General features: G+C 48.5%; 12 protein-coding genes and 1 tRNA gene. All 13 read right to left on the reverse strand.

The window, feature by feature from the left end; genetic code table 11:
• Nucleotides 1-10: 10 nt before the first annotated feature.
• The 13 genes from HMPREF0636_RS07050 to upp all read right to left on the reverse strand — a co-directional run bounded on the left by HMPREF0636_RS07050 (nt 11) and on the right by upp (nt 16,812).
• Nucleotides 11-84, reverse strand: a tRNA-Arg gene (locus HMPREF0636_RS07050).
• Nucleotides 85-898: 814 nt separating this feature from the next.
• A complete protein-coding gene (locus HMPREF0636_RS07055; protein WP_044169555.1) occupies nt 899-3,208 on the reverse strand; it encodes a glycyl radical enzyme family protein in 2,310 nt (769 codons plus the stop codon).
• A 369-nt stretch (nt 3,209-3,577) separates the two neighbouring features.
• A complete protein-coding gene (gene htpG, locus HMPREF0636_RS07060; RefSeq protein ID WP_044169425.1) occupies nt 3,578-5,635 on the reverse strand; it encodes a molecular chaperone HtpG in 2,058 nt (685 codons plus the stop codon).
• Between the two features lie 122 nt (nt 5,636-5,757).
• Nucleotides 5,758-7,098 (reverse strand): dGTP triphosphohydrolase, encoded by a 1,341-nt coding sequence (dgt, locus tag HMPREF0636_RS07065; protein WP_044169426.1) that lies wholly within the window; start codon nt 7,096-7,098, stop codon nt 5,758-5,760.
• Between the two features lie 118 nt (nt 7,099-7,216).
• Nucleotides 7,217-8,359: a phospholipase D family protein gene (locus tag HMPREF0636_RS07070; RefSeq protein ID WP_044169427.1), complete on the reverse strand. Its 1,143-nt coding sequence runs from the start codon at nt 8,357-8,359 to the stop codon at nt 7,217-7,219.
• Nucleotides 8,360-8,371: 12 nt separating this feature from the next.
• On the reverse strand, nt 8,372-8,578 hold the full coding sequence (locus HMPREF0636_RS08465) for a hypothetical protein (protein ID WP_155807306.1): 207 nt from the start codon (nt 8,576-8,578) through the stop codon (nt 8,372-8,374).
• A gap of 10 nt (nt 8,579-8,588) precedes the next feature.
• Nucleotides 8,589-9,074 (reverse strand): HU family DNA-binding protein, encoded by a 486-nt coding sequence (locus HMPREF0636_RS07075; protein ID WP_044169428.1) that lies wholly within the window; start codon nt 9,072-9,074, stop codon nt 8,589-8,591.
• Between the two features lie 307 nt (nt 9,075-9,381).
• Nucleotides 9,382-10,224 carry a TIR domain-containing protein gene (locus HMPREF0636_RS07080; protein WP_052328788.1) on the reverse strand — a complete coding sequence of 281 codons (843 nt, stop codon included), beginning with the start codon at nt 10,222-10,224 and terminating at the stop codon, nt 9,382-9,384.
• Between the two features lie 88 nt (nt 10,225-10,312).
• Nucleotides 10,313-11,737, reverse strand: a complete 1,425-nt coding sequence (gene mnmE, locus HMPREF0636_RS07085) for a tRNA uridine-5-carboxymethylaminomethyl(34) synthesis GTPase MnmE (RefSeq protein ID WP_044169430.1) — start codon at nt 11,735-11,737, stop codon at nt 10,313-10,315.
• A gap of 9 nt (nt 11,738-11,746) precedes the next feature.
• Nucleotides 11,747-13,270 (reverse strand): MBOAT family O-acyltransferase, encoded by a 1,524-nt coding sequence (locus HMPREF0636_RS07090; RefSeq protein WP_044169431.1) that lies wholly within the window; start codon nt 13,268-13,270, stop codon nt 11,747-11,749.
• Nucleotides 13,271-13,290: 20 nt separating this feature from the next.
• The gene (locus HMPREF0636_RS07095) at nt 13,291-14,505 is read right to left on the reverse strand and encodes a GDSL-type esterase/lipase family protein (protein WP_044169432.1); all 1,215 of its coding nucleotides are present in this window, start codon (nt 14,503-14,505) and stop codon (nt 13,291-13,293) included.
• Nucleotides 14,489-15,913, reverse strand: a complete 1,425-nt coding sequence (locus tag HMPREF0636_RS07100) for an SGNH/GDSL hydrolase family protein (protein ID WP_044169434.1) — start codon at nt 15,911-15,913, stop codon at nt 14,489-14,491. Before HMPREF0636_RS07100 ends, HMPREF0636_RS07095 begins: the two co-directional genes overlap by 17 nt.
• A gap of 245 nt (nt 15,914-16,158) precedes the next feature.
• Nucleotides 16,159-16,812 carry a uracil phosphoribosyltransferase gene (gene upp, locus HMPREF0636_RS07105; RefSeq protein ID WP_044169435.1) on the reverse strand — a complete coding sequence of 218 codons (654 nt, stop codon included), beginning with the start codon at nt 16,810-16,812 and terminating at the stop codon, nt 16,159-16,161.

Below are 16,812 nucleotides of genomic sequence, written 5' to 3' on the forward strand. Positions count from 1 at the left end.
ATTGATGATGTGACCCAGGAGGGACTCAAACCCTCGACCTTCAGAACCGGAATCTGACGCTCTATTCAACTAAGCTACTGAGCCGTGAATGCCCCTCTCAGGGCGATTATTTACGTGTGCAAAGATACAACGTTATATGTAAAGCCCCAAGAGAAGGGTGTATAATCACTATTACTAACGTGAGTTTGGCGGTAGGAAGTGTCGCTCTATAGAACGAAGAAACAGCTATCAGGTTAAACTCTCCTTTGCAGCCTCTAGGTCGGGATGCTTCCCTCTACTTCTTTGCTTGTTTCTTTTCGATTTGTCCCCCTTATTCAAATAAGATTATCACCCGTAGCAAATCTCCTAGATACAAGGCTTGTAGAGGGGAGACAACGACTTACCATAAGTCACCGTAACGAGTTACCATAACTCTCTTCGATGACTTACCATAACTTGTTTAAGCGATTTACTATAACTCTTTGTGACGACTTATGGTAACTCGTTACACCTGACACCTCCATTCTTCATATCTCATTCAATATAAGATAAATACAGGTCCCCTCTGGATCGACTGTAAAGCTCATGCGAAACTCACGTTATTGTGCGGGATATTAGGATGCTTTCGAAATGGGCAGTAGGGGATAGAAAAGTTTGGGAATAAAAAGCGACAGGTCTCCGATAGGGTATTCCTATTTATAGCAATACATGACCTGGAATCAAAACGATGCATGCCCACTAGAGCCCCCAATATATTGAGGGCTCTAGTGGGCATGCATCGTTTGTAGGGTATGCGAACATACCCTGTTCGCATATAGTAGTTTTATAGCCCTTAGTTGTCGGAGGACTAATAGAGGTGGTGTATCATAGTGAATATGACTCTAGTACTCGAGCTCTCTAATCCTCTTCTTGCACTAAGTTACTTAATCTCACATGCACCACCAGCACATGATTGAGCACCTAGCTCATCTGCGTTCGTGTACTTATTTCCAGTAAAGTCTACAGACTTCCAATCTACAGGCTTATAGGTCTTCTTTAGGAGCTCAAAGAGATGCAGGTTATTTACACTCTTCAGTAGGTTTACAGCCTTGTAGAGGTCCCCACGATAGTAGTTATGGGCGAACTTCTCTATGCGACGTACGATGTCTCGCTTAGCAGCTAGATTGTCCACCTTGTCCTGAAGCTTGCTCGATAGGATGGAACGTACATGTTCTCTATCAGTAATGGAGACCTCACCTTCGACACTATTCTTACGGATATAATCATCGATGGCTTGCTCCGAGACGAAGAGCTGTTCTCCACGCCCTTGGGCTGCCTCACAGGCTTTCCACAGATCACCGAAGACCTCAATCGTATCGACAACCAGACCAGAGGCAAACATGCTACCTACACCATACTCCCGAAGAATCTCTTCTGGAGATAAGACCTTACACATGGGAGCTTGGGGAAGATCCATGTCACCATAAGTAGAGAGGAAGGTCACACCTGCAATATAGTTCTGGTTCTCCCAGACCCAGTCTCGTACAGCATCCCACTGGTCACTGGGGACATCTACGGTATTGGATACGTTGTTCTTCACAGGCGATTCCATATCACTCATGCCAGGAACTACCCAACTCTGCTGTACGAGCTTGACATACTCAAGTAATTTCACTCCGCTCAGCTCACTACGAAGGAGTGTATCCTCTGACTCTTCTATAGGGAAGAAGATCTTCTTATCGGTATTGGGCTTGAAGATATTAGGTTGTACGGCCTTGGGGTTTACTTCCTCATAAGCCTTGAGGTTGGGTTCTTCAACATTTGCCTCCACACTACGTAGGTAACGCTTGGCATAGGCACCATGAATACCAGATGTCATCCCAAGTAGGAGGCTTACTGTACCATCAGGCTTCACACATGTTGTACGACTCGCTGGGTTAATGCCTAGGATACGAGCACACTGAGCATTCTGCTGGCGTACTTGCATAGCACCGACCGCAAGGATATCTCCATTTGTCAGAATCTGGGGATTATTCATGATTCCCCCAATGGATACACCGATGAGTGGATCGGCCTCGATGATGTTCTTCGTAGCAGGACTTAGATAGGGGAAATCCATGTAAGTCGCTTGTACCGTAGCTAGAGTAGAGGCACAGCGACAAATCTTGTAGAACTCTTCCTCGCTTGTGCATGCGAGTCCATTGATGGATGCTAAATTACATACCTGCCAGCCCGTAGCGCCATCTTTATCAGTTGGGAAGAAGCCTATTTCACAGCAGGGATTACAACCTACACCGAATTTATCACGCCAGTAGAGCCCTGGGTCTCCGCTCGTGCGCATCGCCTCGAAGAGATATTCGTACACAGTACGCTCTACTTGCCCACGGTTGAGGGCGGCAGACATGTTGAAGCGTGCACGCTGTGGATTGGTGGAGAACCAGTCACCATGCTTACAATTCACCATCTCCTTGTCTTCAGGGGAGAAAAGAATCATCAAAGCGGATCGTCGTACACCACCCGAGAGCACAGAGTCTGCTAGGTAAGCTATGATATCTGTACATTGTAGGGCGGAGAGCCTTCTCTGACCAGCTGTGACTGCCTCCTTAAGCAGTCCACGAATTTTATCTAAAGAAAGACGAAGGCCATCAGGACCAGGGGCAATGAAACGCCCTGCGATTTTAGCTCCCTTAGGTCGGATTTCCGAATAATCAAAGACAGGCTTCTTGCTACCCGAGACAAAGAAGTATTCAAGTAGGCGATGGATGGCATCTGCCCACCCCTCAATACTATCCCCAATTATATAGGCTTCACTCTCCTGGCTGAGTTCATCTTGGCTGAGGAGGGCAGGGAGCTTATCAACATGCTCCTGCTCCACCGACAGTCCACAGCCACAGCCACTGAGGAGCAGCCACTCCGTCTCACGGAATACTTCTAAACGGTCACAGTGTGAGTAGCTACAGTTATATGATTTTGCAGAGGACTTCAGTACGGGTTCACCACCAAACTGAAGGTTGCGCTGCGAGCCGACAAATTTCTTCTTCTTGTAGTAATCAATGGCCTCATCGAATTGAGTCATGAACCATTCATCCTGCAGAGCTTGTGGCGCAAAAGAGGCAAGGTGCTTAAGGTGCATATCCTTAATGCGATCGATGCTTTCTTCCCACGTCTCTTTGCGTCCTAAATCCTCCCGATATAGGGAATACTTACTCTGATAAACGTACTCGGATAGAGCGAGTTTGCTTTCTGTCATTGTACTGTAGCTTGATATTTCTAATTGCCATCCCATAGAGGTAGTCTAACCTTTTTCTCCATAGGAACTACAATGGAAACCCATTGTTGATAGAGATTGTTTTGAGGCTAAAAAATGGTATCATAACAACATACCTTCCCTGTTAGCACAAACCTATGCTACTGCTTGGATACATAGACCATAAAACGCATAAAGAGAGTCTGTATACCCTCTCCGAGAGATTATCTTGACAGAGTGCACAAGACTTACTCTTTAACAGGGAGCACAAATACCATACATAGTACAAATAACGCAAAAGAATAAGCCCAGTAAACCATCAGGTTTACTGGGCTTATAAAGTGAGTTATATCTCGACCAAAAGAGGAAATCCTACAGGAGCTGCTGACTACGGCGAATGAAGGCGGCTAGTGCCTCACCCGTCAGTAGTCCACTACCTAGGAGTGCAAGGTCTACCAGCTGACCAACAAGGGGCTCTCGGTCTCCGAAGGCTCGGAGCTCAGCATTGATCTTACCCTCTATCTCAGCCTGCTTGGCAGCTAGTGCGGAGAGCTCTTCGCGCTCAGTGGCAGTGACCTCCTCGGGCTTCTTGGCAGACTGTGCAGAGCGTGCATCCTCTACGAGCTTTGTCTGCTCGGCAAGCTCCGTACGTAGGCTTTGGAGCTTAGGCTCAATCTCACTCTTCTCCGAGGAGAGGAGGCGTGAGAGGAGGGCATGGTCGGTATTGAGTACGACGTTGTAGCCCTCGGGGAGGTCGCCATAGAAGTTCATGCCTGGCTGTAGACGTGCCATCTCCTGCATACGGCGCATGAACTCGCCCTGAGTGATCAGTACGGCATCCGCCTCTGCTCCTAGTGCCTCGAAGACTACACTATAGTTACGCTTCTCGTCCTTGGGCAGGCGGGCCTTGAAGATCTCGGAGAGCGTCTTCTGCTCCTCTGCCGACAGGTGGCTTTCCTTAGCTTCATCCTTGACGATGAGCTTAGCGATGGAGTCTGAGTCTACACGTACGAAGCGGGTCTTCTCTAGCTTCTGCTCCAGCTGAGAGATAGCGTGGACGTCAAGTGGTCCATCGAGGACAAGGACTGAATAGCCCTTCTCCTTGGCACGCTCGATGGCGCTGTACTGCCCCTCCTTGTCGTTGGTGTAGAGCCATACGAGCTGTCCATCCTTGTCTGTCTGTTCGCTCTCGGTGAGGGTGCGGTACTCCTCAAGGGTGAAGTACTTACCATCGAGGTCGGTGAGCAGGTCAAACTTCACAGCACGCTCATAGAACTTCTCATCAGATAGCATCCCATACTGGACGAAGACCTTGAGGCTCTCCCACTTCTCCTCGAAGAGAGGACGCTCGTTGCGGAAGAGTTCATCTAGGCGATCAGCTACCTTCTTAGCGATATGATTCGAGATTTTCTTTACCTGTGCATCGCTCTGTAGGTAGGAGCGAGATACGTTCAGAGGAATGTCTGGTGAGTCAAGTACCCCATGTAGTAGGGTGAGGTACTCGGGGACGATACCCTCTACCTCTTCGGTGACGAAGACTTGGTTGGCATAGAGCTGGATCTTGTTGCGCTGTAGCTCCATCTGGTTCTTCACCTTGGGGAAGTAGAGGATCCCGGTGAGGTTGAAGGGGTAGTCTACGTTGAGGTGGATCCAGAAGAGTGGCTCTTCGAAGGTCTGAGGATAGAGCTGATGGTAGAACTGTATGTAGTCCTCATCCTTGAGTTCGCTAGGCTTCTTCGTCCAGGCAGGGTGAGTATCGTTGATCTGGTTATCCTCCTCGGTATCTACGTAGGCACCGTCCTTCCACTCTTGTTTCTTGCCGAAGATGATGGGGATGGGGAGGAACTTGCAGTACTTGTTCAGCAGCGCAGAGAGGCGGTCACGGGAGAGAAATTCCTCGCTCTCGCTGTCTATGTGTAGGATGATGTCTGTACCACGCTCGGTGCGACTACCTGCCTCAAGGACATACTCGGGGCTACCCTCACAGCTCCAGTGGACTGCCTCTGCGCCCTCCTTGTAGGACTTGGTCTGGATCTCCACACGGCTGGAGACCATGAAGGAAGAATAGAAGCCCAGCCCGAAGTGACCTATGATGGCGACCTTGTCATCCTTGTACTTGTCGAGGAACTCCTCTGCTCCCGAGAAGGCAATCTGATTGATGTACTTCTCTACCTCCTCAGCTGTCATCCCGATACCACGGTCACTGACAGTGATGGTCTTGGCCTCGGGGTCGAAGCTGATGCGTACATCTAGTTCCCCGAGCTCCCCCTTGTATTCGCCTGCCGAGGCTAGTGTGCGCAGCTTCTGCGAGGCATCGACTGCGTTGGAGACGAGTTCGCGCAGGAATATATCGTGCTCACTGTACAGGAACTTCTTGATGACGGGGAAGATATTCTCACTCGTTACCCCGATCTTACCTTGCTTGCTCATACGTTAGTCTTATCTTGTCTATAATTGATGTATACATGAAAAGTACAGCACCGAGCGCAAAGGTAATGCCATTGCCCTCGGTGCTGTCATTATGTCACCTGATTGCCCTACTCTAGGAGAACCTAGACAGCGGGTAAATTCATCCCCGTGATAGTACGATAAAAGTTCAGAGCGTAAATATCCGTCATACCTGAGATATAATCGAGGGCGCACTGTATTTTACCGTAGAGTGTTGGGCGACTAGTATCATATTGGCTACTCACACGACTAAGTAGGGTACGACTATATGAATGCTCAGGATGCACTTGTGCCTCAATAAGGTGGTCTAGTAGAGACGAGAAAATACGGTGTCCAGCTAGCTCCACGTCCACCACATCATGTGCTGAGTAGATACGAGTATAGGCCGTGTGACTACATGCTTCGTAGGCTGAACGACTGCGTGGGGAGAGGTGCTGAATGAGGGTACCATGGAAATGCCCTTCAAGAATAGCATTTTCCTCATCTAAGAAGATCGAAGCTACCTCTTCTACGAGTAGGTTAATTACCTTGGCACGTAGATAGCCAAGCCGTTCGTTAGCATCACCTATCGTTCGAGAGACTTGTTGTATCTCAGCTTTATCTGCGTCACTAAAGAAGGCCATCAGATGCGTCTCTGCCTCATCAAAGCTCAGGATGTGTAGCTTGCACGCATCCTCTATGTCCATAATTTGGTAACAGATGTCATCAGCAGCCTCCACAAGGTATACCAAAGGGTGACGTACATAGCTCAGAGGTGCATCACTTAATCGAATTAGCCCCAGCTCATCACCCACTTCTCGCATCGTATCCTCTTCCGTGGCAAAGAACCCAAATTTATTCTTTTTCCCTGCTAAGAGACTGCTGTATGGATACTTCACAATACTAGCTACAGTGCTATAAGTGAGAGCAAAGCCTCCAGCCCTTCTACCCTCAAATTGATGCGTAAGCAATCGAAAGGCATTTGCATTTCCTTCAAAAAAGAGGAAGTCCTCCCAGCGCCCTCCTTCATCCTCAACCTCAGCTCTCCAACGCACCCCATTGCCCTCCTTGAAGTAGGCACTGATAGCACGCTCACCACTGTGACCGAAGGGTGGGTTACCCATATCGTGTGCTAGACAAGCTGCACTGACAATAGCACTAAGTCCAGAGCGGAAAGGTACCTCTCTGAACTTAGAGTGGCGACCCTCTAGGCAATCTCCCACCATATTTCCAAGTGAACGCCCAAGACAACTAACCTCAAGGCTATGCGTCAGACGATTGTGGACGAATATATTCCCAGGGAGAGGGAAGACTTGCGTCTTATTCTGCATACGCCGGAAGGGTGGGGAGAAGATTAAGCGATCATAATCACGCTCAAAGTCGCTACGGGCGAGGTGAGATGTTTGTTTCCTCTCGGAGGGTTCAGCGCCGAGACGTCGGTCGGAGAGCAATTGTTCCCAATGCATAATGTTTTAATAAATATCCAGTGACATCGCAAAGGTACAGAAAAACAACCTCCACAAAGAGAAGATAGAATTGCAGCAAGAACGGTCACAGCGTAATGTGAGAAGGATATGTAATCGGTTAGATATTAAATCCGAAGAATCTCATGCCACTCTCAGAGTTGAGATTGATCATAGGATACTTCTCAGGGTAATACCAAGCAATGAGTTCGCTAGCAGAGGATATCCCAAAGTACTTGATCTCCCCAATAACCTCTTCAATAAGTTGGGAATTGATAGAGGGGGCCTGTATAAGTCGATTCCATGCCCTGGCGATGCTTCGTGGATCATTCTCAGAAAGTATTTTGGTCTTATTCAATGGCCGGCTGTGTAGGCAGTGTAGACACTCCAAAACTTCCTCTATCTTCTCCTTTCGAGGAGAGTCACCAGCTTTAAAAGGGAGGAGTTCACGGATGCGATTCCTACGATCTAAGCGCCACAGTCCACTTCCAGGAGCATAGGACATGGACATTAACTCAAAGTAGCGGAGTATCTCTTGCTTCACCTCCCTTGAAGTTAATGATCGATTCTTATTACACCCCTTAGAGGGCTTGTCCGGATGATCATGGTAGAGGAAGTTAAAGAAGTAGTCTAGTTCTTCATACAGAGAGAACCCCTCTCGGACCATCTGCTGATTACGTCCTGTGACGGACTCGTATAGAGAGGCCAATTCTTTGAACTGATCGCATTTTTTAAGAAACTGGTCACTTGCCCCAGAAGTGTACTTAGGTAGCTTATAGAGTACCTTATATTTAGTCGAGTCCTCTTTATTTGTAATAGTTTTGGAAGGAGATGGGGGCAGAGATGAGACTGCCTGAGCCTTCTTCCACCACTGGTCAAATAGCGTGACCACCTGCTCTATCCCAGACACCACCTGTCCGACTTCGTGCCTAGCACTGAACGCCATTCCTGTAAGATTCGCAGAGGTCAAGAGACACCAATCATCTATGAGGTAGATTTTTGCGTGCAAACTTAACAGACTACGAATTTCGGTGTTGGGGCTTTCCTTAAATTGGGCATAAGTGTCACGACGAATAAAGCCTGACTCGACATCAGTTAGTACTCGAAAATCTATGTGGCTACGCATCCAGTTCCCACCAATGATCTTCTGCACATCTTTGAAATTCCCAATATAGGGAGAGGCTATCCAGATACGTTTTTTCGCTTGGTCACAATGCTCTCTCAGAGCATTGACGAGGTTTTGACCTGACAGTATAGTATTCATTTCTCTTTAAGTTTAGTTATGATCACATCGGGTGGCTTCATTCTCTAGGTCTGGGTCATGCCCTACATATCCCAGCAGAAGAGCTGTTCCCATCAAGAGGAAGACTCCTACGAACGGTTGCCAAGAAATATCTAGTGAAGGAGAACTCATAGTCTCATTCACTAGATAAATGACTATGAAGTAGGATAGAGAGAAAAGGGTTAGGAAGAATCGCTTCACTTTCTAAGAATTATATTCCTACATACCCGCCTCCAGGGGTGTCATTCGAAGAGCCACCTCCAGCGTTAGGTTTCGCTTTCTTAGCCTTCTTCGTGCGGGGAGCGACCCGCTCGAAGCTGACATCATCCAAGCGGAAGTACTCGGCATTGGGGCGTAGCGTCACGCGAGCTTCGGTGATGTGGATGTTGGCATTGAATTCCTCTCCCTTGGGTACGACCTTGCTCTTGAAGCTAGGCTTCAGTTTACCGAGGCGTCCGAACTCGACCATATCGCCGTTAGCGACGAGTTTTCTCGCCATATCGGCGGCTAGATTGAGCACGGAGGCAACCTCCATGTAGTTGAAAGTAGTTTGGTCGGCGACCATTTCGCAGAAGTGGTCGAAGGAGACGCTACGTCGGTCTGTGGGCGAAGCTACTTGTACAATCTTCCCTTTGAGCTTGCCAATGCTCATTTTTCTTTCGCGTAGCACGTAGGCTAAAGGCTTATTCTTTCCCATGGGGTTCAAATAGTATTAAGCTGTTAATAATGCAGTTATGCATCCTACTTGGTAGGACTCTACAAAGTTAATAATTCCTCTATGAATATTCCTATATAGCTTCACCCCAAAAGCTATATAGGAATGCGATGATTACTATGTAGTAATCGGGGCGATCCTATATAGTAATCTCCCGAAAGCTATATAGGAACACAAAGAAAGCTATATAGCAATCGGGCGAATCCTATATAGGAATCAGCCCAAAGCTATATAGCTTTCGCTGGGATCCTTTGCTCAAGGCTCCTCGTTATCTGAGTAGACCAGGGAGTTACTTCAGTAATTTGTTTGGGTCAAACTCATAGCCACAGGCCTGCAGTTCCTTGCCTACGGCTAACTTCCAACCTCCCCCTTCATCCATTGGGATGTAGACGACACCAGATATATCAGTAGGCTTCTCGATATCTCCTTTGACAAGGGCACAGACATTCTTTCGTCCAATTTTCCCGATGAGGTAGCCGTGTTCAAAGACTACATTCTGTCTTGCCCGAGGTTTCAGTTGCTCTCCCTTCTTTTGGGATGTGCCCAAGTCACAAGGGGTATACAGCACGATGCCAAACCCAACATTAGTATTCGCTTCGATCTTTTCGATGATCGTCCTCCCTGAACTCGCTTGTTCATCCAGGATAATAGCCTCAAGATCCAATTTCTCTATGAACCCAGCAACCGCTAGCCGTGCAGCTTCGTCATGCCCATGCACGATGAAGACTTTGGATTTGTCCATAGGAGCTTTGGGTTTGGTCACTGTTGGTGCTTCAGGTTGGGGCGTAGCTTCCTGAAGAAGACTTCTGCACTCCTTGAGGATATTCCTTGTAATATCCTTGGTGTAGTCACTACGTTTAATGATACCTTCTCGTGGAATAGGTAAAAAAACATTAGGCCCCCGCCGTCTTTTCACTTCGATAACATATTCTTTTGATGTGTAAGCTGATTCTCCAATTACAATACGTTTCACCTTCGCTTCATCAAGGAAATATCCACTAAATACGAATTGCTCCCCTTTTAAATAGGGAATAATGAACTCATCTTTAATTTCTGACAGATCCGTCTTGTCCAGTTCATAATATGGTTCGCTGGATTCATAGGACTCAATAAGTACGTGGTAGTATGGCATAAGCACTTGTGTTATTTGAGTGTATTGTCGGACAAAGATAAGAAACAGAAGTAAGGAGATAACGAAGTGAAGTACTCGAAGGGACTACTTACTTGCCGATGCAGAAGTGGGCGAAGATGTTGTGGAGGATGGAGTCACTGGTGATCTCGCTGCCGGTGACTTCGCCGATCGACGTGATCGCTCGACGAAGATCGGGCGTCAAGAGATCCGTGGAGAGACCGTCCATTAGACCCTGGCGAACCAGTCGTAGCCCCGTGAGCGCTTCCTTCAAGAGAGCGTGGTGACGAGCATTGCTGACGACGAGGTCAGAGGGAGCCAGGTGAGGAAGCGCAAGCGAATCAATCAGCGCCTTACGCAAGCCTTCGAGTCCTGTTTGTGCCCGTGCTGAGATGGGAAGGAGCGGTGTGTCGGGAGGTAGCGACTTGAAGAATGGTGAGCTCGTGACGAGTGTGTCAAGCGCTTCTTCTCCGAGAAGGTCGGTCTTATTCAGTAGAACGAGCAGGGGCTTCTCTGCAAGGTGAGGGAGTACTTCACTGAGAGAAGCGAGGTAAGTCTCTTCTGTGAGACGAGTCACATCGACCACCAGGAGTACGATGTGGGCAGAAGCGATCTTGCTGTAGCTTCGTTCGATGCCCAGCGCTTCGATGGTATCCGAAGTTGTACGCAGTCCAGCGGTGTCGATGAAGCGGAAGAGTATTCCCTCGATATTAAGGACATCTTCGATCGTATCACGGGTCGTCCCATGGATGTCACTTACGATCGCGCGCTCTTCACCAAGCAGGGCGTTAAGGAGAGTGCTCTTACCGACGTTGGTCGCTCCTGCGATCGCTACAGGTATGCCCTTCTTAATCGCATTACCGAGACGGAAGCTGTCGGTGAGTCGTCCGATCTTGCTGGTCAGTTCGTCAAGTAAGCTGAGTAGCTGTGTGCGGTCAGCGAAGTTCACATCTTCTTCACTGAAGTCTAGCTCTAGCTCCATGAGCGAGGAGAGGTGAATGAGGCGCTCCCGAAGCGAACGGAATTCAGCACTATACCCCCCCTTCATCTGCGTGAGTGCCATGCGGTGCTGAGCTACACTCTCTGATGAGATCAAGTCGGCTACAGCCTCGGCTCGGCTGAGGTCCATCTTCCCATTAAGGTAAGCCCGCTGCGTATACTCCCCTGGAGCTGCCATACGGCAACCATTATCAGTGAGGGCTTCTAGTAGGGCTTGCTGGATATACACTGAGCCATGGCAAGAGATTTCCACTACATCCTCGCCCGTGTAGGAGTGTGGAGCACGGAAGCAGGTAACGAGTACTTCGTCCAGCATCTTACCCTCGTGTATGACCTTCCCAAAATAAGCCACGCGATCCTTTGCTCGCTCTAATGTCCGAAGTTCGGATGACGAGAAGATTTGATCCACAATGCCAATAGCCTCAGAACCAGAGATGCGGATAAGAGCAATACCTGCAGATCCTGGTGCCGTAGCTATCGCACATATGGTATCACTGCCAAGAGGAATATGATGCATGGGGTGAGGCTAGAAATTGAAGTAGATAAAGGGCTGAGCATCCGCACTCCTTATCTGTAGGAGAGCGAAGATTACCACGAGGAATATACCGGCCTGAACGAGGAAACTACGCTCAGTAATCCAAGAGCGGAATCGCTGCTCCTGACGATGAGATGTGAAATGGAGGAGATACCCAATCACAAGCAGAATAAGCACATTACGATAGCCGTCTATAAACTGAAGGAAAACCTCAGGGGTGAAGTGATCTGTGATCTGAGTGATAACCATTGTGGCCGTATCCATCGTGTCTGCACGGAAGAAGATCCATGCGAAGCAGACGAGGTGGAAGGTAATGACTTGCCCAATGAACCGCTGTATTCTCAATGGATTCTTTCTTCTCCATCCGAAGTGATCAAAAATAGATAAGTAAAGCTTGTGCAGAGCAAGAGCCACACCATGTATAGCTCCCCAGAGTACAAAACGTAATGCAGCACCATGCCATAGTCCGCCTAGCAGCATGGTAATGATGAGGTTGACGTAGGTACGTACCTTACCCTTTCTATTTCCTCCGAGAGGGATGTAGAGATAATCTCGTAGCCATGTGGAGAGGGAGATATGCCAGCGACGCCAAAACTCCGTGATGTTACCAGACTGATAGGGGGAATCAAAGTTAATATTGAAGCGGAAACCTAACAGTAGTGCTATCCCAATAGCCATATCCGAGTACCCAGAGAAGTCACAGTAGATCTGCATGGCATAGCCATACACGGCAAAGAGGTTCTCTAGTCCAGTAAAGCGTGATGGCTCCGCAAAGACCTGATCCACAAGGTTTGCACCAATGAAGTCTCCGATGATTGCCTTTTTAATAAGCCCGCTGATAATCAGAGCAAGAGCTTCTCCATACTCAGCTTTTAACAGCTGTGGACGACGATGTATCTGAGGTATGAAGTCTTTGGCTCGCACAATAGGGCCAGCTACGAGCTGAGGGAAAAAGGACAGGTAGAAGAGATAGTCAATCCAACGACGTAAGGGACGTATCTCTCCTCTATAAATATCCACTGTATAGCTCAGTGTCTGGAACGTATAGAAGGAAATCCCTGCCGGGATGAAATAGTCACGTGCCTCTAGTGGTACATCGAGAGGGGAGGATAGCCCCAGTGAAGCAAGGGCCATCTGTAGAAGATCTAAGAGGAAATAGAAATACTTGAAGTAGGATAGTAGGCTAAGATTAACCAATATACTTGTGCAAACTAAGTACTTCCTTCTTGATGGATCATCAGTTGCTTCCATAGCTCGACCAATCAGGTAGTCCATCGTTGCAGAGAATAGCAAGATCAGGACGTACTCACCACTGCTCTCATAATAAAAGAAGAGGGAGAATAGAGCAACGAAGATAATGCGCAACGTTGTCGTCCGCCTCAGTATCATGTACATTGGAAGGAAGAAGAGTGCGCAGAAAAGAAATAGCCCCGAGGAGAAGATCATCGGGCTCTCTCGGCTGAAGGTCAGTACGTCGGGAAGTCTTCCCCAGTCTATTGTATCTAGGTAGTTCATTTATATCTATAGTCGTTTGGCTACTTCAGAGCCATAAGAAGGGCATCGGCCAGTAGCCTCCCCTGACGTTCGTAGCCTGACACGCTGTAGTGTACACGATCGGAGGCAATCAGCCCCTCACTGATCCATCTGCTCATCCCTGATTCTCCACCCATAGCACTGAAGAGATCAAAGGCAGCTATGGCATGAGCTTCAGCATAGCGCATAATCTCGGCAGAGAGGCGTCGAGCATTATCGTTAAAGCTATAGCTCATCTTCACAGAGCGGTGACTCCGTTTCTTTTTCCCCTTACGGGTATAGCTCACGACAGCACGGCGAAAATAACTGGGTGGGGGAGTAGTAAGTAAAATCTTTGTCCTAGGGAGTGCAGCTTGGACATACTCTATCATTTGATTCAGATTCTGCTGAAACTCACTCATAGAGAAAGCATGGCTGTAGGAATCGTTTGTTCCAAGGGATATGATGAGGAGCTCAGGCTCGAGTAACGCCAGCTGCTCAATATAGTCCTCACGAGCATAGTGTTTATATGCTGTGCCATTGATCCCAATATCATGTACGAGGGCTCCTCCCTGTCCAGAGAAGAGTACACAGCCTGCATAGACTGCTTCGTCCCCATCTCTACGGTCTGGTCTAAGTGAAACTTCTGTATGCGAAGATGACCAAGAAAGGGTGTCTACGACATAAGCACCTACGGAGAACTTCCCCTTATGCAACTGACTTACGGGGAAACTCGTCAATGGGTAGGATGATGCTGTACGTAAGACGTGCATCTTGTTGAAAGGGCTAAGAGCTGAAGATACCGATATAGAGAAAGCTCCCACCTTGCTGGAGCCTACCACATAGCCACCAACTCCCATAGGCAGAGATCCTTCATCCTTGAGCAGAGTTTGTCTCTGCCATAAAAGTCCTGCGCTTGTTACCTTATAATTATCTGGGGCATTCGACCCAAGGAGTCGATACCAACCAACCCAGCCACGCCCTGCATTGCCATAAGTACTCTGTAGCTTTTGCCTTAGAGGGGCAGTTGTATGCCCTGCTTGGATGTGGCTATCTCCAATCTGAACGATCGATACTGCACGCCCTGAACGCTTGCTAGCAGAGAGCTTGGCAGCTAGGCTTGTGAAGTAGCCTTTAGGTGCATACCAATTGGGCTGGGTACGAGGGACAGATGCATAGCCTCCCACAGAAGAGAGGAGTAGCAAACCCCAGAGACTTAGCTTACTTAATCGCATCATAGTACTTCTCTTCGAGTAAGAAGGCATCGAGGAATTGCCCTGCTAGTTCATCTCCTCCACGGTGGGAGAGGTGTGTATAGTCCTTAGCAGCCCATCCTCGCTCGGCGAGCTTACCAATCCCTCCGAGTCGACCTACAGCAGCTCGTGTACTCCAGAAGGTGACTCCTTGCTCTGCTGCTAGACGAATCTGTGCCTGCTCTAGGCTCTTAGCTGCAGGCATTGTCACGACCTCCCCTCCAGACTTCTTGCCTCGATCTGATACACCTAGGATGAGGAACTCTGCTCGTCCCATAGAGGACCTTAGGTGACTAATTGCCTTCCCCATCTGCTTCGTATAGCCTGAGTAGTCCATTTGCTTAGGAGAAATGACGTTCAGACCATATTGTAGGATGATGAGGTCGTAGGGGTGTACAGAGGTAAAGGCCTGGTTAAGCTCGGTATTTACAGAGCCAAGTGGTAAACCAGAGTTCCCACGCGTCGAGAAGTTATCTACCGCAATGCCTGATGAGCCATCTAGTGAAACGCCATAGCACACAAAGCCAGAGGCCCCTGAGATGAGAGAGAACTGAAGTGAAGTGAGCTGCCCCTCTGCAATTCGGTAGGCAGAGAGTGCGGAGCCGTCCGTGGCTGGTAGCTCTAGGTTTGTGGGGTCTCCTCCATTTATCCGTACGGAGAGTGTGATGGGCTGGCTAGCCTTATAGTATAGAGTTGCTAGCTCAAAGGGCTTATCTCCTTTAGGTACAGTATAGCGTACCCAGTCACCGACTTGCCCAGTGTAGTAATGCCCCGTTAATGGATAGCTTCCCTTGGTACGAAGTTGCTTGTACTCCTTCCAGCCCTTAAACTCATGCTTTATCGTACGACGAAATCCTGCAGTCTCCGAGGTTAAAGGCATCCACCCTACGCCAGAGCCTCCATAGCGAGCCTGGAGCTTGGCACGTAGGCTACCACTGAATATATCCCCCTCAATGAAAGAGTCTCCAAGTATCGCTATGCGTACAGGTCTACCCAGCGACCCACGTCTACGTAGCTGAGCAAAAAAGCCCCGAAGGCCATCGTGCTCCGCGGTCATATCAATGATGGTATTAGACTCTATGGTAGCTGAGTCTACAGATGAAGCACCTGATGTCCCTCCTTCTGCCTCGTTCTTCAGACGCTCATAGATGGCCTCACGGCGACGTACCTTGGCATTGTCCTTTCGAGCTCCTTCACTGAGCCTCACGGCTTCAGTAGCATCAGCACCGATCGTATCAGGCTCTTCGTAGCGGAGATCGGAGAGTAGATCTACTTTATTCATCTCCCATGACCCTATTTGTGGAGGAAGGAAGTATAGGACCACGAGACCAAGTACTACGAGGATGAGTAGTAGCCAGAAGCGGAGGAGATAATCTTTATTTTTCTTATCCATGCAGTGAATAAACGTTCATTTCGTACCCTTCATTATTGAGGTCGACGGGAGAGGGGAGTGGTGATGCCAATGTGACGAAGGATATTCGGCGAAGACCTAAAGACATCTATGAGAAGGGGAAAATGCCTCTTCGATACTTAGGTACTCTATCGAATGAAACTCTAGAGCTCCCACCATACAACTCAAAGAGGTATGGAGCGGCATCTCTAGAGCTCTCAGATGGTCACACCTTGACAAATAGGAGATTAGAGCTTCTCCCCATAGGCTAAGTCCCCAGCATCCCCTAGCCCAGGGACAATGTAGGCATGATCATTCAGCTCTGGGTCAATCGCGGCTACCCAAAGAGTAACATTATCCTCTGGGAAAGCTTTGCACAGAGTATCCACGGCCTGCTGGCTGGAGATAATAGAGACAAGATGTACAGCCTGTGGCGTTCCTTTGGTTAGGAGTGCTCGATAAGCTAGCTCCATAGAGCTACCCGTGGCGAGCATTGGATCTACGAGCAGGAGCGTCTTGCCTTGTAGGGATGGAGAAGCTATGTACTCAATGAAAATATCGAAGTTCAGTCGGTCTTTATACTTGCGATAGGCAGAGACAAACGCATTCTCTGCACGGTCGAAATAGTTGAGGAAACCTTGGTGCAACGTTAGCCCAGCCCGAAGGATGGTAGCAATGACAACCTGATCAGAGACCTCTGCACACGAAGCGATACCCAGAGGTGTCTGTACGTCATGGAAGTCATAGTGGAGCTTCTTACTGACCTCGTAGGCCATGATCTCACCGGCCCGCTCTACATTGCGACGGAAACGCATAGCATCCCTCTGGATATTTATGTCACGCATCTCAGAGACAAAGTGACAGAGAAGAGAGTTCTCCTCGATGAGATGTTTTACTTGCAT

The organism is Porphyromonas catoniae ATCC 51270 (genome assembly GCF_000565015.1).
In the GTDB taxonomy this organism is placed as follows: domain Bacteria; phylum Bacteroidota; class Bacteroidia; order Bacteroidales; family Porphyromonadaceae; genus Porphyromonas; species Porphyromonas catoniae.